The following is an 18,174-nucleotide window of genomic DNA, read 5'->3' as shown; positions in this document are numbered from 1 at the left end:
GGGCAAACAGCGGCATCACGATCATGTGCACCCGCCACAGCCCCATCCATACCTTCTCGAACTCGGGTTCCATCGAGTCCATCCCGTGCGAGTAGGCAAAGGTGCGCTGGTACCAGATCCAGAAGATCGCCACCAGCAGCATGGTGATCAAACCAAACTTGTACCACCGCGAGTCGTACCACAGGGACATGTCGTAGTCGCGGTCGCTCGACCCCGCTCGACTGCCCGTCGTTCCTAGTGTTGTTGCCATCGATTTCTCCTCTTTCGTTGATCAGACCCGCCAGCAGCCTCTGTCCGCCCGCGGGCCCACTCTCTCTTGCATCACAGCTTGTCAATCCCGAAACCCCGCGCCGCCGTCGGCCCGCCCTTCCCTCTGTCTCACAGAGGCACGATCCGCGCCGATCCTTCGCGCCGCACGGGATCCTCTCCCCGCTTCCTGTACCAGGCACCCGGAATCATCCATCCCGAATACCCCAACCTTCACGGCCTGCAGACTCGAACTCCATCGCCACAGCCCGTCAGCATGCAGCAGGACCCGCACCACGATGAGGCCTCCTACCCCTTCGCAACCGCCCCCGCTCTCCTTCCGTTGCCGATCCGTTACATATCCACAACCCCGTAAAGACTATCCCCCTTCACCCCCTCAAGTCAAGATGTTTGTCGGGAAAAGCGGGGGTAAAGGATGGGCCTTCCGGGTCGTCACCCGATCGGGAACGGCTTATCCGTGGGCATTCCTGCCGGTCATCCCCAGCGGCGACGGCGTCGGCGAAGCAAGGGGACGAGGCGTGCGGAGCACGAAACCGGGATGCAAAGTATGCCTTATACTTGCTGCGTACGCGTTATCGATGGCTTTTGGCCTGCCACCCGGTAGACCCTTCCACAGCCCATGACTCCAATACCCAGCCCACCCGCCTATCGCGGCCGCTTTGCGCCTTCTCCCACAGGCCCGCTGCACGCCGGCTCCCTGGCTACCGCCGTGGGCAGCTATCTCGAGGCACGATCCCGGCAGGGCGAGTGGCTGGTCCGGATGGAAGACCTGGATCCATCGCGCACGAGACCCGCTGCAGCGACACGGATCCTGGGCGTACTCGAACGATTCGGCATGCAATGGGATGGGGAGGTGCTGCATCAGAGTCGGCGCAGCGAAGCGTATCGGGCGGCCCTCGCCCTGCTGGAAGGCAGGGGGATGGTCTATCCGTGCACCTGCAGCCGCAGGGAGATCGCCCATTCCTCCATCACGGGCGTGGATGGTCCGATCTATCCTGGAACCTGTCGCGATCATCGCGTGGACACGAGCCGTGCCCACGCGATGAGGGTACGAACCGATAACGCCGTGGTCGAGATCGTCGATGGCATATGCGGGGTGATCCGGCAACGGCTGAAGCATGACGTGGGCGATTTCGTGCTGCGCCGCGCCGACGGCGTGTTCACCTATCAGTTGGCCGTGGTCGTGGACGATGCCGAGCAAGGCGTGACCCATGTGGTGCGGGGCAGCGATCTGCTCGCTTCCACGCCCCGCCAGATTCACCTGCAGCACCTGCTGGGATACCCCACCCCGGCATACATGCATCTTCCACTGGTCGTCAATGTGCATGGAGAGAAACTTGGCAAGCAGACCCACGCTCCACCGCTCGACCCTTCCGATCCCGTACCGTGGCTGATCGAGGCACTGCATTTCCTCGGGCAACAGCCACCCGCAGGGCTGGCGGAAAGCGGCCTGACCGCCATCTGGGAATGGGCGACAAGGAACTGGAAACCAGGAAGCATTCCCTCAAGATGCCCCCATGCGAGTCACGCACGGCATGCATGAAGGTCACGGTGCCGTTTCCGACAGACATGCCACCCGCACGGGTTACTGCAGTATGGCATACTAGCGGCATGCCGGACCGGATGCATCGGCCCGGCACCTGCGAGAAAAACCGTGGCCTTCCTACCTTTCTACATACCAGGACGCAAACGTCTCAGGATCGTGATAGCGGGTGGCGGATACGCCGGGATCGCCGCACTGACGACTTTCCTGCGCCATATGCCGGAGGCGGACATCACGCTTGTCGATCCCCGGCCCTGGCATCTCAAGGTAACCCATCTGCATGAAACCTTCAGGTATCCGCTGGACGATTGCAAGGTGCCGTTCTCGGAACTCGAGCGGCGTTTCGGCTGCCGCCACCTGTCCGCCCGCCTGCCGCTGGAGGAAGAGGCGTTGCTGCAATGGCAGCGCGACAAGTCTGTGGTCGTGGACGGTGGAACGCTCGAGTTCGACTATCTTCTGATCGCCGTCGGCGCTGCCGTCGTGCGGGCGGAAAGGGCGGAAAACATCCTTGATCTGAATGATTTCATGGACGCCGGTGGCGCCGGCCTGCTGCGCGAGCGGCTGGACATGCACGGGCACAACGGATCAGCCTGCATTTCGGTCGCGGGAGGAGGCGCAACCGGTATCCAGTTTCTTTTCGAGATCGCACATTTTCTCAGGCGGCACGGATTGGACGCCAGGCTTCGGCTGATCCACGAGGGCAAGCGCGTGCTCGATGGATTCACTCCCCATTTCTCCACCTATGTCCAGGCACGCATGACGGAGCTGGACATCGATTTCCATCCCGATACCCGCTACCGCGGCCAGGATGCCAAAAGGATATTTCTGGAGGAATGCAAGACCGGAAGAAGGTTCGATCTGCCTTCGGCACTGTCACTGCTGTTCCTGGGCATAAAACCGGAGCGCCTCTTTCCTGCCAACGCCTTCGGCCAGATAATGGTCGGCGATCGGCACCTGCCGAATGTTTTTACCGCCGGCGACTGTTCGATCCACCGATCTCCCGGCTCCGACACGCTGACAGCGCAGTCAGCGGTGCGCAAGGGAAAGCTGGCGGCACGCAACATCCTGCGCCATTCCGGCGTCCTTGGGTGGCTCGAACCCTATCTGCATCGCGATCTGGGCTATGTCGTCAGCCTGGGGCCAACGGATGCAGTGGGCTGGCTGGCACTGAAAGACAACGTGGTCAGCGGCATGCCGGCCCTGGTCATCAAGGAAATGGTGGAGGCCCAGTACGACCTACTGCTGACCGGGGTGGATACGTATATTCCCTGATTCCCGGGAAACCCTGCGCGACAAGCCACCGCGGCCACGGGCATTTGGCATCGCGGCCGGCAGAGGGCATCTCTCCGATCAGCGACGCTTCAGAACAGATGACGGAATCATGCCCTGGCGAAACCACCTGTCGATCACATATTCGTAGAACGCCTGGTTCGGCTTCGTTGCGTCAAGCATGTCGAGGGCATGGATCTTGCCCGTGTCGGTCAGCAGGACATGTCCCAGCTCCAGCCGGTTGTTCTCTGCTTGGGGAAAGCGCAGCTTGGTCAATTTGTCATGGTAGAAGAGGCGCGCATGCCTGCCGAACCGCCCTTTCAAGTACCCCGCAGGCTCCAGGGCAATCAAGCCAGCCACCTCGAGACGCTTCAACACCGGCAAATCGATGCCCTGTTGCGTATAAATCTCATGGCCGATCTCGTATATCAGAGGCAGTGGCTCACCCTGCACCCAGATAAACTGGCACAGGGATGCAAACGACGTTTCCAGGCCCCGCCCCCTCCCCGGCAACGCCTCGGATTCGCCTCCCGCTTCCATCGGGGAATGGCTATTTCGGGATACGCTTCCTGGATTTCCGGTCGCGCCGAGCATATTCCTGGTCCAGTTCATCTAGAAAGCCCACGTTCTTCTTGTACTGCTTGTCTCCCCTGTACCAGGAGAAACACGCCAGTGCACCGAGCACCACCAGAAGAAGACTAGGCATCGACAAGCCACCAAAGAAACCGTCGGTAAGCCCCGTCAGAAGAGCAAAGACCCCCATGAACCCCGTCCAGTTCAGGAACCGGTTGCCCCAGGTCGGCGCGTCGCGCTGGAGACGCCATTCCCTGAGCTTCTCCCGCAGAGAATCAACTTCCTCATCCGTCCATTCTTTGAAATCCATGCGATCCCCTTCATCGAAATCAAGGCCTGCGCCACATCCCTGCGCCGGGGAAACGGGCCGACAGGCACACCCGAGTTTGGATCACCCTGACGCAAATGACAAGCCACCATACGAAGAAAGCCGGACGAAGCCGGCTTTCTTTCCTGCTTCCCGCTACAAGTCAGATCATGTACTGGTCTTCGCAGCTTCCGCGGAAGCGTCTGCGGGTTCCGGACGATCCAGCAATTCGATCAGTGCCATCGGGGCATTGTCGCCATGGCGGAAACCGTACTTGAGGATGCGCAGATAGCCGCCGTTACGCGTCTGATAGCGAGGACCCAGTTCCGCGAACAGCTTCCCGACCATGTCCCGGTCGCGCAAGCGATCGAATGCCAGTCGCCGGTTGGCCAGGGACGGCTTCTTGCCGAGCGTGATCATGGGTTCGACGACACGGCGCAACTCCTTGGCCTTGGGCAGCGTGGTCCTGATGACTTCGTGGCGCAACAGCGAATTGGTCATGTTGCGCAGCATGGCCAGACGGTGGCTGCTGGTGCGATTCAGCTTTCTCAGCCCGTTATGATGTCGCATGGGTCACTTCCTTTTTACTTTTCTCTAGATTCGCGGGAGGCCAGTTTTCCAGTTTCATTCCCAGCGTCAGTCCGCGAGATGCCAATACTTCCTTGATCTCGTTCAGGGACTTTCTGCCGAGATTGGGCGTCTTCAGCAACTCGGTCTCGCTGCGCTGGATCAGGTCACCGATATAGTAGATATTTTCCGCCTTGAGGCAATTGGCAGAGCGCACCGTCAACTCGAGATCGTCCACCGGACGCAACAGCACCGGATCGATCTGGGGCAGCTTGGGCTGCTCCACCGGCAGGGGCGTGCCCTTGAGATCCGCGAATATGGAAAGCTGCTCGACCAGCACCTTGGCGGCGTAGCGTATCGCCTCTTCCGGATCGATGACGCCGTTGGTTTCGATATCCATGACAAGCTTGTCCAGATCCGTGCGCTGCTCCACCCGCGCGCTCTCCACCGCATAACTGACCCTGCGTATCGGACTGAAGGACGCATCCAGCAGGATGCTGCCTATGGTGCGGCCCTCGTTCCCCTGTTGCCGGACCGTTCCCGGCACATAGCCGCGTCCCAGTTCGACCTTGATCTGCATGTCCAGCTTTCCACCAGCGGTGAGATGCGCAATCACATGATCCGGATTGATGATCTCCACGTCGTGCCCGGCCTCGATGTCGCCCGCGGTAACCGTTCCCTCTCCCTTCTTATTGAGCGTCAGTATCGCTTCGCTGCGATTGTGCAGCTTCAGCACGATGCCCTTCAGATTGAGAAGGATGTCGACGACATCTTCCTGCACGCCGTCGAGAGCGGAATATTCGTGCACCACCCCACCGATCTGAACTTCGGTCGGTGCGAACCCCGGCATGGAAGACAACAGGATACGGCGCAGCGCATTGCCCAGCGTATGTCCGTAACCACGCTCGAATGGCTCCATGGTGATCTTGGCGTGCAACGGCGAGAAATTCTGGACGTCGATGATGCGTGGCGTAAGAAAGATATTGCTTGACATAGCCTGATCCTTTTGCGGAAAACCTGTCAGTTGATCGTTTCGAGACGGAATGCCGACTCAGATACGACGCTTCTTGGGTGGACGGCAGCCATTGTGAGGTACTGGCGTCACATCCGAAATGCTGGTGATCTTGAAACCCACGGCATTCAGGGCGCGAACGGCGGACTCACGCCCCGGACCAGGGCCCTTGATGCGCACCTCCAGGTTCTTGACCCCACATTCCTGCGCAACCTTTCCGGCCTGCTCGGCAGCCACCTGGGCAGCGAACGGAGTGCTCTTGCGCGATCCCTTGAAGCCGGCCCCTCCCGAAGTCGCCCACGACAATGCATTTCCCTGGCGATCGGTAATCGTGACGATGGTATTATTGAAGGAAGCATGCACGTGGGCGATGCCCTCCGCTACATTCTTTCTGACCTTCTTGCGTACTCGTGTGGCTGCTTTTACCATGTCATCATCCTTTTAGTACGTAGCACGTACGGTTCATCGCTTGATTGTCACCCACCCTACTTGCCTGGCTTTGCATTGGAGGCACGAATCGCCTTGCGTGGCCCCTTGCGGGTTCTGGCGTTGGTTCGGGTGCGCTGCCCGCGTACCGGCAATCCGCGGCGATGGCGCAGTCCCCGATAGCAGCCCAGATCCATCAGGCGCTTGATGTTCATCGACACCTCGCGCCGCAGGTCGCCTTCCACCGTGAATCTGGCGACACCCTCGCGCAGCTTGTCCATTTGCGCATCGGTGACATCCTTGATCTTCGTCGAGGCGGCGACGCCGGAGGCCGCACAGATCTCCCGCGCCCTGGTACGTCCTATGCCGTAGATCGAAGTCAATGCGATCTCGACATGCTGATGATTGGGGATATTGACTCCAGCAATACGGGCCATACGTCGTTTCCTACAAAAAGATGATAACCGTCACGCCTCGGCTGCTTGCGTTCAGCCCTGGCGCTGCTTGTGTCTCGGATCGGTGCAGATGACCCGAACCACGCGATTACGCCGGATGATCTTGCAATTGCGGCAGATCTTCTTGACCGATGCAAATACTTTCATGTGCACTCCTTCTAAGGCTATTTGGCACGAAACGTGATCCGTGCCCTGCTCAAATCATAAGGCGTCAGGTCCACCGTCACCTTGTCCCCGGGAAGTATCCGGATGTAGTGCATGCGCATCTTGCCGGAGATGTGCGCCAGCACCACATGTCCATTCTCCAGCTTGACACGAAACGTCGCATTGGGCAACGTCTCCAGCACCTCCCCCTGCATCTGTATCGTTTCTTCCTTGGCCATCCTGTCCGCTTCCCGGTATACGGCCGATTACCGCGCCGGGAGGCCGCCGCCGCCCTTGAAGTTCGTTTTCTTCAGCAGGCTCTCGTACTGGTGAGACATGATATAGGCCTGCACCTGCGCCATGAAGTCCATGGTCACCACGACGATGATCAGGAGCGACGTTCCGCCGAAGTAGAAGGGAACGTTCCATTTCAGGATCAGGAACTCGGGCAGCAGGCACACGAGCGTCACGTAGATGGCACCCGCAAGCGTCAGCCGCAGCATGATGCGCTCGATATAGCGCGCGGTCTGCTCCCCGGGACGGATGCCGGGAATGAAGGCTCCGCTCTTTTTCAGATTCTCCGCGGTTTCCCGGGGGTTGAACACCAGCGCCGTATAGAAGAAGCAGAAGAACACGATCATCGCCGCGTACATGATGACATAGACCGGCTGACCCGGAGAAAGGGCTCCGCTGATGTCCCGCAGCCAGCTCATGGAATCCCCGGTGGCGAACCAGCCGGCCAGCGTCGCGGGAAACAGGATGATGCTGGATGCGAAGATGGGCGGGATCACGCCGGACATGTTGAGCTTCAGCGGCAGATGCGAGCTCTGCCCCCCGTATACCTTGCGCCCTACCTGGCGCTTGGCATAGTTCACGAGTATCTTGCGCTGCCCGCGTTCGACGAACACCACGAAGGCCGTCACGGCTGTCGCTGCCACGAATATGCCCAGCGCCACCAGAAAATGCATCGCTCCGGTACGCACCAGTTCGAGTGTCCCGCCGATCGCGCTGGGAAGTCCTGCGGCGATGCCGGCGAAGATGATCAGCGAAATGCCGTTGCCGATTCCCCGTTCGGTGATCTGCTCACCCAGCCACATCAGGAATATGGTGCCGGTTACCAACGTGATGACGGTGGTGAAGAGGAACATCGGACCTGGCTCGATCACCAGGCCGGTCTGGGCCTGCAGGGCGATCGAAATGCCGTAGCCCTGCACCAGGGCCAGTCCCAGCGTGCCATAGCGGGTATACTGAGTGATCTTCCTGCGCCCCGATTCCCCTTCCTTTTTCAAGGCTTCCAGGTGGGGAAACGCGACCGTTCCCAACTGCATGATGATCGAGGCCGAGATGTACGGCATGATTCCGAGGGCGAATATCGAAAACCGGGAGAGCGCCCCTCCGGAGAACATGTTGAACATCCCGAGTATTCCCCCCTGCTGGGATTCGAACAGGTCTTTCAACACCACGGGATCAATGCCGGGTACCGGCACGTGCGCACCGATCCGGTAGACGACCAGTGCGAGCAGCAGGAACCACAGGCGACGCTTCAGGTCCCCGAGCTTGCCGGACAATCCCCGCAGGGCCTCGTTAGCAGCCAATATTCATCCCCGCGAACTTATTCAACGCTGCCCCCGGCAGCCTCGATCGCCGCCCTTGCTCCCTTGGTCGCCCCGATACCCTGCAGCTTCACCGCACGATCGATCGTTCCGGAAAGGATGACCTTGGCGGTCAGGGCGGAAGCCGCAACCACCCCCGCCTGCTTCAGGACAAGAATGTCGACGACGCCCTCCGATAGCTTTCCCAATGCCGACAGGCGCACCTGGGCAACGCCCTTTCCCGTTGGGGAAATGAAGCCACGCTTCGGCAGGCGACGCTGCAGAGGCATCTGCCCCCCTTCGAAGCCGGTCTTGTGAAACCCCCCCGTGCGCGACTTCTGTCCCTTGTGGCCACGGCCGGCGGTCTTGCCCAGACCCGAACCGATGCCGCGCCCGACGCGCCGCCGGGACCGGGTGGCGCCATCGGCCGGCTTGATGGAATTCAGTCGCATCTATCCCTCGCTCCTGACAAGATAATAAACCTTTCTGATCATGCCCCGTACCGCCGGCGTATCCTCCAGCTCGGCCACACTGTTGAGCCGCCGCAGACCCAATCCCCTCACTGTCGCACGGTGCGACTGCTTGGTACCGATCAGACTCCTGATCAGGGTCACTTTGATTTTCTTGTCAGTCTTGGCCACGGTCATTTCTCCAGGAGCAGAATTTCCTCCACGCTCTTGCCACGCTTGGCAGCGATCTCGGCAGGCGTGTTCATCGACTGCAGACCCTGCAAGGTGGCCCGTACCACGTTGTAGGGGTTGGTCGAACCGATGCACTTGGCAAGGATGTCGTGCACACCCATGACCTCGAATATCGCGCGCATGGGGCCGCCGGCTATGATACCGGTGCCTTCCGACGCAGGCTGCATGTAAACCCTGGCTGCGCCGTGCCGCCCGATCACCGGATGATGCAGGGTGCCATTCTTGAGATTCACCTTGATCATCTTGCGGCGCGCCTCATCCATGGCTTTCTGCACCGCCACCGGCACTTCGCGGGACTTGCCCTTGCCCATGCCCACGGCGCCATCTCCATCTCCCACCACGGTCAGGGCGGCGAACCCGAGGATACGTCCACCTTTCACCACCTTGGTGACGCGATTGATCGCCACCATCTTCTCCCTGAGGCCATCTCCCCGATCGTCTCCCTGCGGCACCTTTCCCTGCGCCCTTCCCTGCATCTTAGCCATTGCCGCCTACCCTCTCAGAATTTGAGACCATGCTCGCGGGCCGCATCGGCCAGCGCCTTGACGCGCCCGTGATACTTGAAGCCCGAACGATCGAACGCCACCGCCTCGATGCCCAGATCCCTCGCCTTCTGGGCGACACGCTTGCCGACTTCCGCAGCCGCCGTGACCGTACCTCCGCTGGAAAGCGTCTTCCGCAACTCGGGTTCGAGGGTGGAGGCGCTGGCGAGCACCTTGCCGCCGGCACTGTCTATCAACTGCACGTAGATATGGCAGTTGCTGCGATGCACCGTCAGCCGCACCGCCTTCAATTCGGCAATCCTGGCACGGGTACGACGCGCACGGCGCAAACGGGATTTCAAGGAATTTGACATGTCTGATCTCGACTACTTCTTCTTGGTTTCCTTCATCTTGACGACCTCGTCGGCATATCGCACGCCCTTTCCCTTGTAGGGTTCCGGCCTGCGATAGGCGCGTACCTCTGCCGCCACCTGACCTACCTTCTGCTTGTCGATACCCTTGATCACGATCTCGGTCTGGGTCGGCGTCTCGACTTTCACGCCATCGGGCAACCGGTAGGCCACCGGATGGGAAAACCCCAGCGTGAGATTGAGAACATCCCCCGCAGCTTGCGCCCGATAACCGACACCGACCAACAGCAATTTCTTTTCAAAACCACTGCTCACGCCCCGCACCATGTTGGCCAGCAACGCGCGCATGGTACCGGACATCGCATTCGCCTGGCGGGACTCTCCTGCGGTCTTGACCAGCAGCCGACCCTCGCCATGTTCGACGAGCACGTCCGGCACGATAGACTGCCTCAGTGTTCCCAATGGGCCCTTCACCGATATCTCGGACGGCGACAGGACAATTTCGACGTTGTCCGGAACCTGGACCGGACTCTTACCTACTCGGGACATGTTCTATATCCTTTAACACTGCCTGTGGCCTCCCAAGGGCTGCCCCGGAAAAGACCAACTCACGAAACCCGCCCCATCCGTTTTCGTCCATGGACGCTCGTTCGCCGCCGCATGCATCGGCTCCACCCCTGCGAAGGCACCCCTGCCCGACGCGACGGCTAGGCCACGATGCACAATACCTCGCCGCCGACACCGCTGGCCCGCGCCTTGCGCTCGGTCATCACCCCCTTGGAGGTCGACACGATCGCCACCCCCAGACCATTCATCACACTGGGGAGCTTGTTCCGCGCCTTGTAGATGCGCAGACCCGGGCGGCTCACCCGCTCGATCTTCTCGATCACCGGCCGGCCGGCGTAGTATTTCAGGTTGATATCCAGCGTCGGCTTGCCGTCGCCTTCATGAACCGCAAAATCCTCGACGTATCCCTCGTCTTTCAGGACTTGCGCAATCGCCGTCTTGAGCTTGGAGGCGGGCATCGCCACCGAGGTTTTTTCGGAAAGCTGCGCGTTGCGTATCCGCGTCAGCATATCGGCGATGGGATCACTCATGCTCATCTAAGGACACCTCTGGCAATTCGGTTTATGGAATACGCTCTCACACAACGCCCGCTCCCCATGTCCGCCACCGCCAATCGTCCGCCATCCGATCGACATCCGAAGCACCCGGCTATATTCATGGTCATGCCCCGCACTACCAGCTTGCTTTCGTGATGCCGGGGATCTGCCCGCTCATGGCGATATCGCGCAGCTTGCTGCGCCCCAGCCCGAACTTGCTGTATACCCCGCGAGGCCGGCCCGTCAGCGCACAGCGGTTGCGCAGGCGGACAGGACTGGCGTTGCGCGGCAGCCTCTGCAGCCTTATTCTGGCAGAATACCGCTCTTCATCACTGATCGCGTGATTGTTGATGATCGCCAGCAGTTCGGCACGCCGCGTCGCATATTTGCGGACGACCTCGCGACGCTTCAGATCACGGTTGATAAGGGCTATTTTTGCCATCCTGTTCTCTCAATTCCTGAATGGAAACTTGAATGCGGCCAGCAGTGCCTTGGCCTCGGCATCCGTTTTTGCGGTCGTGGTGATGGTGATATTCATTCCGCGCAAGGCATCGATCTTGTCATACTCGATCTCGGGGAAGATGATCTGCTCCTTGATTCCCATGTTGTAGTTTCCCCGTCCATCGAAGGCTTTCCCGGAAATGCCCCTGAAATCGCGTATGCGCGGGATCGCCACACTGATCAACCGGTCGAGAAACTCATACATCCGTACGCGCCGCAACGTGACCATGCAGCCAACCGGATATCCATCCCGGACCTTGAAGGTCGCGATCGATTTTCTTGCCTTCGTCACCACGGGCTTCTGCCCTGCGATCTTGGTCATGTCACCGACCGCATGGTCCATGATCTTCTTGTCGGCAACCGCCTCGCCCACCCCCATGTTGAGGGTGATCTTGCGAATGCGGGGCACTTCCATCACGGACTTGTAGCCGAATTGCTGTACCAGTTGCTGCACCACGGTATCACGATAATATTCCTGCAAACGCGCCATGCCTCCCCCGCACCTATATGTCCAGCAATTCGCCATTTGACCTGAAGTAGCGCACCTTGCGCTGGTCCTCCAGGGTTCTGATTCCGACGCGATCGGCTTTCTTCGTGGCCGGATTGAAGATCGCCACGTTCGAGAGCTGAATGGGCTTCTCCATCTCGACGATCCCGCCGGATTCTCCCTTGTTGGGATTGGGCCGCTGGTGCTTCTTGACCTTGTTGACGCCCTCGACCACCGCCAGACCGGTGTCGACAATCCGCAACACCGTGCCGCGCTTGCCCTTGTCCTTGCCGGTAATGACAATGACGTCATCGCCCTTCCGTATCTTGTGCATAATGATTTCCTAGAGCGCCTACAGCACTTCCGGTGCCAGCGAAACGATCTTCATGAAACGCGCGGTGCGCAGCTCGCGCGTCACCGGGCCGAAAATACGCGTACCGATCGGTTCCAGCTTGGCATTCAGCAGCACCGCGGCATTCTGATCGAACCGGATCAACGACCCGTCGACGCGCCGCACCCCCTTGGCTGTGCGCACCACCACGGCATTGTATATCTCGCCCTTCTTGACGCGGCCCCGTGGCGCGGCATCCTTGACGCTGACCTTGATGATGTCGCCGATACCGGCATAGCGTCGCTTGGATCCCCCCAATACCTTGATGCACATGATCGAACGCGCACCGGTATTGTCGGCGACCTGCAAAATCGATTGCATTTGAATCATGGTGTACTCACTTTACCCAACTTCCCCGCCCCGTTTCGGGCCGGACAGTATTGGGACCCGCTCGGGTCATGTGTTTGTGGCGCCGCCCAGATCAAGCGACAGAAGCAAAATCCGAAAATCGAGGAACCGACAATTATAGGACCATTCCTTCGATATCGCAAGAAAACGTTGAATCAAGGCTAAAGGGTCACACCCCGCTCTATCAGCTTGATCGCACGCCACGCCTTGGTCCTGGAAAGCGGCCGGCATTCCTCGATGATCACCGTATCGCCGGCACGGAACTCGTTGTCTTCGTCATGCGCGTGGTATTTCTTGGAACGCACGATGATCTTTCCGTAGAGCGGATGCTTGACCTTGCGCTCCACCAATACAGTGACCGTCTTGTCCATCCTGTCGCTCACCACCTTCCCCATAAGGGTCCGATTCAAATTGGCTTCGCTCATGCCTGACTCGCTTTCTGACTGAGTATGGTCTTTGTGCGCGCGATGTCACGCCGCACATTGCGCAACTGGTTGGTATTGTTCAGTTGTTGCGTGGCATGCTGCATCCGGAGCCCGAACTGGGCCCTCAGCAGGTCCAGAAGCTCCTGCTGCAGTTGATCCGGGGTCTTTTTCCGCAATTCGTCGCTCTTTTTCTTCATGATTTAGCCACCTATCTGCCGGATGACGAATGTGGTCTGGATGGGAAGCTTGGCAGCAGCCAGGCGGAACGCCTGGCGAGCCAGCATCTCATCGACCCCATCCATCTCATAGAGCATCTTGCCGGGCTGGATTTCCGCCACGAAGTACTCCGGACTTCCCTTGCCATTGCCCATGCGCACTTCCGCCGGCTTGTGGGAGATCGGCTTGTCCGGGAAAATACGAATCCAGATACGCCCACCACGCTTGATATGGCGTGTCATGGCTCGCCGCGCCGCCTCGATCTGACGGGCCGTCAATCGACCACGACCGATAGCCTTGAGTCCATACTCTCCGAAGCTGACCTTGGCCCCCCGCGTGGCGACCCCGGTGTTGCGACCCTTCTGCTGCTTGCGGTATTTCGTTCTAGCTGGTTGCTGCATCGTTCACTCCCGGCTTTGCTGTCTTACTGCCCGCGACTGGGGCGGCATCCACCGCCACGGCATCGGGTTTGTTATCCGTGTCCGGCTCCTCGCCAGATGCGCTCCCCGCCTTGGCCTCGTCCGCCGACACCTTCGATGCGGGCGTTCCGCTCCTCGTCGGACCTGAACCGGATTTCCGTGCCGACCGTCTCTTTTCCGGATCACCGGGCGGCGCAAAGCCACCCGCAGGCGATGCCGCCACCTGCTCGCCACCGCGACCCAACACTTCACCCTTGAATACCCACACCTTGATTCCGATGACACCGTAGGTGGTCTTGGCCTCGGCCACGCCATAATCCAGCTCGGCGCGCAACGTGTGCAGCGGCACCCGGCCTTCGCGATACCATTCCGTGCGCGCGATCTCGATACCGTTCAATCGTCCCGAGCTCATGATCTTGATGCCCTGCGCACCCAGCCGCATGGCATTCTGCATGGCGCGCTTCATGGCGCGCCGGAACATGATGCGCTTTTCCAGCTGCTGCGCGATATTGTCCGCGATGAGCTGGGCATCGATCTCCGGCTTGCGGATTTCCTCGATGTTCACATGCACCGGGATACCCATGAGTTTCTGCAACGCTCCACGCAGGACCTCTATGTCTTCCCCCTTCTTGCCGATGACAATGCCGGGACGCGAACTGAAGATGGTGATGCGCGCATTCTTCGAGGGGCGCTCGATGATCACCCGGCCCACCGAAGCATGCGCCAGCTTTTTCGCGAGATAATCCCGAACCTTGATATCCTCCTGCAGCATCCCGGGAAATTTCCTCCCATTGGCATACCATTTCGACGACCAGTTCTTCAGAACCGAGAGACGGAAGCCCGCTGGATGTATTTTTTGTCCCATAGTGGTTCCGTATCCTTATTTTTTGCCGTCGGCCCCATCGCCGACTGCGAGAAAGATGTGACAGGTCGGCTTCACGATGCGATTGCCGCGACCCTTGGCACGAGTGCTGGTGCGCATCATGGAGGCTCCACGATCCACGTATATGGTCGACACCTTCAATTCGTCGATGTCGGCGCCGTCGTTGTGCTCCGCATTGGCGATGGCCGACTCCAGCAGCTTGCGAATGATGACCGCGCCCTTCTTCGGACTGAAGGCGAGCAGATTGAGCGCCCGCTCCACGGGCAGGCCCCGGATCTGGTCGGCGACCAGTCGCCCCTTCTGCTCGGACAATCTGACCCCCCGCAATACGGCGGTTGTTTGCATACCGATCTCCTATCTCTTCGAACCCGCGGCCTTCTTGTCGCCCGAGTGCCCCTTGAAGGTGCGCGTGTGGGAGAATTCCCCCAGCTTGTGCCCCACCATGTTTTCCGTCACGTATACCGGGATGTGCTGCTTGCCGTTGTGCACGGCGATGGTCAGCCCTATGAAATCGGGAAGCACCGTCGAACGGCGCGACCATGTCTTGATGGGCCGCTTGTCGCTGGTCGCCCGTGCCTTCTCGACCTTGTTCATCAGGTGCAGATCGACGAAAGGTCCCTTCTTGACTGAACGCCCCATGGTTTCCTACCCCTTGTTCGAATAGCGACGACGCACGATCATGCTGTCGGTACGCTTGTTGGTACGCGTGCGATAACCCTTCGCGGGCGTGCCCCATGGGCTGACCGGATGCCGTCCGGCCGCCGTCTTGCCCTCGCCGCCGCCGTGCGGATGATCGATCGGATTCATCGCCACGCCGCGCACCGTCGGTCGTATGCCGCGCCAGCGCTGCGCACCCGCTTTGCCGATGGAGCGCAGACTATGCTCCTCGTTTCCGACTTCGCCGATGGTCGCACGGCAATCCACGTGTACCTTGCGGATTTCTCCCGAGCGCAGGCGCAGCTGTGCATAGCTTCCTTCGCGCGCAAGCAACTGGACCGACGTACCCGCCGACCGAGCCAGTTGCGCGCCCTTCCCGGGAAGCATCTCCACGCAGTGGACGATGCTACCCACGGGGATGTTGCGCAGTGGCAGCGCATTGCCGGTCTTGATGGGCGCATCGGCGCCGCTCACCAGTTGCGCACCGCTGGCCACGCCCTTGGGGGCAATGATGTAGCGGCGCTCGCCATCCGCATAGCAGAGCAGTGCGATGTTGGCGCTGCGATTGGGGTCATACTCCAGTCGCTCGACCCTGGCGACGATGCCATCCTTGTTGCGGCGGAAATCCACGATCCGGTAGTGCTGTTTGTGCCCCCCGCCCATGTGGCGCGTGGTGATGCGTCCCTTGTTGTTGCGTCCGGCGGTACGGCTCTGCTTTTCCAGCAACCTCGCATAGGGAGCCCCCTTGTGCAGCGCCGCGTCGACGACCTTGACCACGGCGCGACGGCCGGGCGAGGTGGGCCTGACTTTGACGAGTGCCATTACTTGGTCTCTCCTTGCACGGTTTCCGAAAAATTGATCTCCTGGCCTGACTGAATGCTCACGTACGCCTTCTTCCAGTTGCTGCGCCGCCCCATGAAACGACCGAAGCGCTTCTCCTTGCCCTTGACGTTGGCCACCTGGACACGCTCCACCTTGATGTCCTGTGTCTTCCACATCAACTCGACGGCCGCCTTGATCTCCGCCTTGGTGGCGTCCGGCGCCACACGGAAGATCACCTGGTTGTGCTTCTCCGCTATGTGGGTCGCCTTCTCCGAGATCTGGGGCGCCAGCAGCACCTGCATCAGACGCTCGGGATTGAATATTATCCGCGCACTCATGCGAGCAGTTCCTCCATCTTTGCCAGCGCACCGCGAGTCATCACGACGGAGGCATACCGCACGAGGCTCACCGGATCGGCCCGGCCCGCCTCGACCACCTGCACCCGCGGCAGATTGCGCGATGCAAGATAAAGATTCTCGTCCACGCTGTCGGTGATGATCAGCACCTCGTCCAACCCCATGTCCTTCAGCTTGCGGGCCAGCACCCCGGTCTTGGGCGCATCCACGGCGAGCGCCTCCACCACCGACAGGCGGCCTTCACGCGCCAGCTGCGACAGGATGGAGCCGATCCCCGCGCGGTACATCTTGCGGTTGATCTTGTGGCTGAAATTCTCTTCCGGACTGTTCGGAAAGATTTTGCCGCCACCCCGCCACAATGGACTGGACGTCATGCCCGCGCGGGCGCGGCCCGTTCCCTTCTGCCGCCAGGGCTTGCGCGTGGACCGGGCCACATCCGATCGACCCTTCTGGGCCCGGTTGGCGCTGCGTGCATTTGCCAGATAGGCCGTTACCACCTGGTGCACCAGCGCCTCGTTGTATTCCCTGCCGAAAACGGCATCGGAAACGGCGACGCGAACATCCGCCTGACCCTCCCCACCAATGAGCTTGAGTTCCATCACGTCGCCTTTCTGTCGGATTGCGCCCGGGTGGCTCGCACACTCGGGTGCACGACCACGTCCCCCCCTTTCGATCCCGGAACCGCACCCTTGACGAGCAGCAGGCCGCGCTCCGCATCGATGCGAAGCACCTCCAGGTTCTGAGTGGTGCGTCGCACGCCGCCGAGGCGGCCGGTCATGCGCTTGCCCGGAAACACCCGGCCCGGATCCTGCGCCATCCCGATGGAACCCGGCACGTTATGCGATTTCGAATTGCCGTGGCTGGCCCGGTTGGAACCGAAGCCATGACGCTTGATCACGCCCGCATATCCCTTGCCGATGGAAGTGCCGGTGATGTCCACCCGCTGACCGATCTGGAAGATGTCCAGGCCGATCGCCGCGCCGGGCTGCAGATCCGCAAGCGCCTCCGGCTCGGCCCGGAATTCCCTGAGGCCCCGCCCCGCCTCCACCGCAGCCTTGGCGAAATGACCCGCGGCAGGTTTATTGACGCGACTCGCTCTACGCCTGCCGTACGTCACCTGCACCGCGGAATAGCCGTCGTTGTCAAGGGTCTTGATCTGCGTGACCCGGTTGTCGGACAGATCGAGCACCGTGACCGACTGACTGTCGCCATCGTCGGTGAATATGCGGGTCATGCCCACCTTGCGGCCCACAAGTCCCAAGCTCATTGTCATTACCCTTTTCAAAAGGCGCCGATTACAATTGACCGGCAATTCGAATCCTATTTTCTGGCGACCGGCCGGATGCGATACCGACGCCACCGCACGACGGGCAAGGTGCCCGAAGCTACAGCTTGATCTCCACGTCCACCCCTGCGGGCAGATCCAGCTTCATCAGCGCATCGACCGTCTTGTCGGTCGGGTCCACGATATCCATCAATCGAAGGTGGGTGCGGATCTCGAACTGGTCGCGGGAAGTCTTGTTGACATGCGGGGACCGCAGCACGTCGAAGCGCTCGATGCGCGTCGGAAGCGGTACGGGACCCTTCACCACGGCGCCGGTGCGCTTGGCGGTCTCCACGATCTCCATCGCCGACTTGTCGATCAGCCGGTAGTCGAACGCTTTCAGGCGGATACGTATTTTCTGGCTCTGCATGTCTCATCAAACCTCAGGCCGGATGCCGGCCTCGTAATTGTTGACGGAAATCCGCCATCGAATCCCATTCTCACTCGATGATTTTGGCGACGACGCCGGCGCCGACGGTCCTGCCGCCCTCGCGGATGGCAAAGCGCAGCCCCTCCGCCATCGCGATCGGCGC

The 18,174-nt window shown here is 60.5% G+C and carries 33 protein-coding genes and 1 pseudogene; 2 read left to right on the top strand and 32 right to left on the bottom strand.

The features are described 5' to 3' along the window. A partial coding sequence (locus BT108_RS12625) for a methane monooxygenase/ammonia monooxygenase subunit C (protein WP_218184869.1) occupies positions 1-250 on the bottom strand: 250 nt, incomplete at its 3' end. A 636-nt stretch (positions 251-886) separates the two neighbouring features. Here BT108_RS12625 and gluQRS point away from each other — a divergent pair. Continuing rightward, positions 887-1,810, top strand: coding sequence for a tRNA glutamyl-Q(34) synthetase GluQRS (gene gluQRS, locus BT108_RS12620; protein WP_072294926.1), 924 nt, complete (start codon positions 887-889; stop codon positions 1,808-1,810). 159 nt (positions 1,811-1,969) lie between these two features. Continuing rightward, complete coding sequence (locus BT108_RS12615) at positions 1,970-3,082, top strand: NAD(P)/FAD-dependent oxidoreductase (RefSeq protein WP_369817157.1); 1,113 nt, start codon at positions 1,970-1,972, stop codon at positions 3,080-3,082. Between the two features lie 78 nt (positions 3,083-3,160). Here BT108_RS12615 and BT108_RS12610 read toward each other — a convergent pair whose 3' ends face one another. From BT108_RS12610 to BT108_RS12460, 31 genes and pseudogenes are all read right to left on the bottom strand, one after another. Next, on the bottom strand, positions 3,161-3,673 hold the full coding sequence (locus BT108_RS12610) for a hypothetical protein (RefSeq protein WP_255369722.1): 513 nt from the start codon (positions 3,671-3,673) through the stop codon (positions 3,161-3,163). After that, positions 3,630-3,962: a hypothetical protein gene (locus BT108_RS12605; RefSeq protein WP_072294923.1), complete on the bottom strand. Its 333-nt coding sequence runs from the start codon at positions 3,960-3,962 to the stop codon at positions 3,630-3,632. Before BT108_RS12605 ends, BT108_RS12610 begins: the two co-directional genes overlap by 44 nt. Positions 3,963-4,127: 165 nt before the next feature. After that, entirely contained in the window at positions 4,128-4,529 is a 402-nt protein-coding gene (gene rplQ / locus BT108_RS12600) for a 50S ribosomal protein L17 (RefSeq protein ID WP_072294922.1), read from the bottom strand. Beyond that, a complete protein-coding gene (gene rpoA, locus BT108_RS12595; RefSeq protein WP_072294921.1) occupies positions 4,516-5,520 on the bottom strand; it encodes a DNA-directed RNA polymerase subunit alpha in 1,005 nt (334 codons plus the stop codon). The genes rplQ and rpoA overlap by 14 nt, the downstream gene beginning before the upstream one ends. Positions 5,521-5,577: 57 nt before the next feature. Continuing rightward, positions 5,578-5,967, bottom strand: coding sequence for a 30S ribosomal protein S11 (gene rpsK, locus BT108_RS12590; RefSeq protein WP_072294920.1), 390 nt, complete (start codon positions 5,965-5,967; stop codon positions 5,578-5,580). 56 nt (positions 5,968-6,023) lie between these two features. Next, positions 6,024-6,401 carry a 30S ribosomal protein S13 gene (gene rpsM / locus BT108_RS12585; RefSeq protein WP_072294919.1) on the bottom strand — a complete coding sequence of 126 codons (378 nt, stop codon included), beginning with the start codon at positions 6,399-6,401 and terminating at the stop codon, positions 6,024-6,026. Positions 6,402-6,452: 51 nt separating this feature from the next. Continuing rightward, positions 6,453-6,566, bottom strand: a complete 114-nt coding sequence (rpmJ, locus tag BT108_RS12580; protein WP_072294918.1) for a 50S ribosomal protein L36 — start codon at positions 6,564-6,566, stop codon at positions 6,453-6,455. Positions 6,567-6,583: 17 nt separating this feature from the next. Then, on the bottom strand, positions 6,584-6,802 hold the full coding sequence (gene infA / locus BT108_RS12575; protein ID WP_072294917.1) for a translation initiation factor IF-1: 219 nt from the start codon (positions 6,800-6,802) through the stop codon (positions 6,584-6,586). A 27-nt stretch (positions 6,803-6,829) separates the two neighbouring features. Continuing rightward, the gene (gene secY / locus BT108_RS12570) at positions 6,830-8,158 is read right to left on the bottom strand and encodes a preprotein translocase subunit SecY (protein WP_072294916.1); all 1,329 of its coding nucleotides are present in this window, start codon (positions 8,156-8,158) and stop codon (positions 6,830-6,832) included. Between the two features lie 17 nt (positions 8,159-8,175). Next, entirely contained in the window at positions 8,176-8,607 is a 432-nt protein-coding gene (rplO, locus tag BT108_RS12565) for a 50S ribosomal protein L15 (RefSeq protein ID WP_072294915.1), read from the bottom strand. Then, positions 8,608-8,802 (bottom strand): 50S ribosomal protein L30, encoded by a 195-nt coding sequence (gene rpmD / locus BT108_RS12560; protein ID WP_072294914.1) that lies wholly within the window; start codon positions 8,800-8,802, stop codon positions 8,608-8,610. After that, positions 8,799-9,341, bottom strand: a complete 543-nt coding sequence (gene rpsE / locus BT108_RS12555; protein ID WP_072294913.1) for a 30S ribosomal protein S5 — start codon at positions 9,339-9,341, stop codon at positions 8,799-8,801. Before rpsE ends, rpmD begins: the two co-directional genes overlap by 4 nt. 14 nt (positions 9,342-9,355) lie before the next feature. Continuing rightward, complete coding sequence (gene rplR, locus BT108_RS12550; RefSeq protein ID WP_072294912.1) at positions 9,356-9,712, bottom strand: 50S ribosomal protein L18; 357 nt, start codon at positions 9,710-9,712, stop codon at positions 9,356-9,358. A gap of 12 nt (positions 9,713-9,724) precedes the next feature. Next, on the bottom strand, positions 9,725-10,258 hold the full coding sequence (gene rplF, locus BT108_RS12545; RefSeq protein WP_072294911.1) for a 50S ribosomal protein L6: 534 nt from the start codon (positions 10,256-10,258) through the stop codon (positions 9,725-9,727). Positions 10,259-10,416: 158 nt separating this feature from the next. Then, entirely contained in the window at positions 10,417-10,812 is a 396-nt protein-coding gene (rpsH, locus tag BT108_RS12540) for a 30S ribosomal protein S8 (RefSeq protein ID WP_072294910.1), read from the bottom strand. Positions 10,813-10,948: 136 nt separating this feature from the next. Further along, the gene (gene rpsN / locus BT108_RS12535; protein ID WP_072294909.1) at positions 10,949-11,254 is read right to left on the bottom strand and encodes a 30S ribosomal protein S14; all 306 of its coding nucleotides are present in this window, start codon (positions 11,252-11,254) and stop codon (positions 10,949-10,951) included. Between the two features lie 9 nt (positions 11,255-11,263). Then, a complete protein-coding gene (gene rplE / locus BT108_RS12530) occupies positions 11,264-11,803 on the bottom strand; it encodes a 50S ribosomal protein L5 (RefSeq protein WP_072294908.1) in 540 nt (179 codons plus the stop codon). A 13-nt stretch (positions 11,804-11,816) separates the two neighbouring features. Next, the gene (rplX, locus tag BT108_RS12525; protein WP_072294907.1) at positions 11,817-12,134 is read right to left on the bottom strand and encodes a 50S ribosomal protein L24; all 318 of its coding nucleotides are present in this window, start codon (positions 12,132-12,134) and stop codon (positions 11,817-11,819) included. 18 nt (positions 12,135-12,152) lie between these two features. Further along, the gene (gene rplN / locus BT108_RS12520; protein WP_072294906.1) at positions 12,153-12,521 is read right to left on the bottom strand and encodes a 50S ribosomal protein L14; all 369 of its coding nucleotides are present in this window, start codon (positions 12,519-12,521) and stop codon (positions 12,153-12,155) included. Positions 12,522-12,700: 179 nt separating this feature from the next. Beyond that, entirely contained in the window at positions 12,701-12,964 is a 264-nt protein-coding gene (gene rpsQ / locus BT108_RS12515) for a 30S ribosomal protein S17 (RefSeq protein WP_072294905.1), read from the bottom strand. Continuing rightward, a complete protein-coding gene (rpmC, locus tag BT108_RS12510) occupies positions 12,961-13,161 on the bottom strand; it encodes a 50S ribosomal protein L29 (RefSeq protein ID WP_072294904.1) in 201 nt (66 codons plus the stop codon). Before rpmC ends, rpsQ begins: the two co-directional genes overlap by 4 nt. A gap of 3 nt (positions 13,162-13,164) precedes the next feature. Next, positions 13,165-13,581: a 50S ribosomal protein L16 gene (rplP, locus tag BT108_RS12505; RefSeq protein ID WP_072294903.1), complete on the bottom strand. Its 417-nt coding sequence runs from the start codon at positions 13,579-13,581 to the stop codon at positions 13,165-13,167. Then, positions 13,565-14,464: a 30S ribosomal protein S3 gene (gene rpsC / locus BT108_RS12500; protein ID WP_072294902.1), complete on the bottom strand. Its 900-nt coding sequence runs from the start codon at positions 14,462-14,464 to the stop codon at positions 13,565-13,567. The genes rplP and rpsC overlap by 17 nt, the downstream gene beginning before the upstream one ends. A gap of 15 nt (positions 14,465-14,479) precedes the next feature. Next, a complete protein-coding gene (rplV, locus tag BT108_RS12495) occupies positions 14,480-14,827 on the bottom strand; it encodes a 50S ribosomal protein L22 (protein WP_072294901.1) in 348 nt (115 codons plus the stop codon). A 9-nt stretch (positions 14,828-14,836) separates the two neighbouring features. Next, the gene (gene rpsS, locus BT108_RS12490; RefSeq protein ID WP_072294900.1) at positions 14,837-15,121 is read right to left on the bottom strand and encodes a 30S ribosomal protein S19; all 285 of its coding nucleotides are present in this window, start codon (positions 15,119-15,121) and stop codon (positions 14,837-14,839) included. A gap of 6 nt (positions 15,122-15,127) precedes the next feature. After that, positions 15,128-15,961 (bottom strand): 50S ribosomal protein L2, encoded by an 834-nt coding sequence (gene rplB, locus BT108_RS12485; protein ID WP_072294899.1) that lies wholly within the window; start codon positions 15,959-15,961, stop codon positions 15,128-15,130. Beyond that, positions 15,961-16,299, bottom strand: a complete 339-nt coding sequence (rplW, locus tag BT108_RS12480; RefSeq protein WP_072294898.1) for a 50S ribosomal protein L23 — start codon at positions 16,297-16,299, stop codon at positions 15,961-15,963. Before rplW ends, rplB begins: the two co-directional genes overlap by 1 nt. Next, on the bottom strand, positions 16,296-16,916 hold the full coding sequence (rplD, locus tag BT108_RS12475) for a 50S ribosomal protein L4 (protein WP_072294897.1): 621 nt from the start codon (positions 16,914-16,916) through the stop codon (positions 16,296-16,298). The genes rplW and rplD overlap by 4 nt, the downstream gene beginning before the upstream one ends. Next, complete coding sequence (gene rplC, locus BT108_RS12470; protein ID WP_072294896.1) at positions 16,916-17,584, bottom strand: 50S ribosomal protein L3; 669 nt, start codon at positions 17,582-17,584, stop codon at positions 16,916-16,918. Before rplC ends, rplD begins: the two co-directional genes overlap by 1 nt. A 118-nt stretch (positions 17,585-17,702) precedes the next feature. Next, the gene (rpsJ, locus tag BT108_RS12465) at positions 17,703-18,011 is read right to left on the bottom strand and encodes a 30S ribosomal protein S10 (RefSeq protein ID WP_072294895.1); all 309 of its coding nucleotides are present in this window, start codon (positions 18,009-18,011) and stop codon (positions 17,703-17,705) included. Positions 18,012-18,081: 70 nt separating this feature from the next. After that, positions 18,082-18,174, bottom strand: a pseudogene (locus tag BT108_RS12460) (elongation factor Tu); the annotation flags it as partial.

Origin of the sequence: Nitrosovibrio sp. Nv17 (assembly GCF_900119085.1) — a bacterium.
GTDB lineage: Bacteria > Pseudomonadota > Gammaproteobacteria > Burkholderiales > Nitrosomonadaceae > Nitrosospira.
This window is presented reverse-complemented; position numbering and strand designations above follow the sequence as displayed.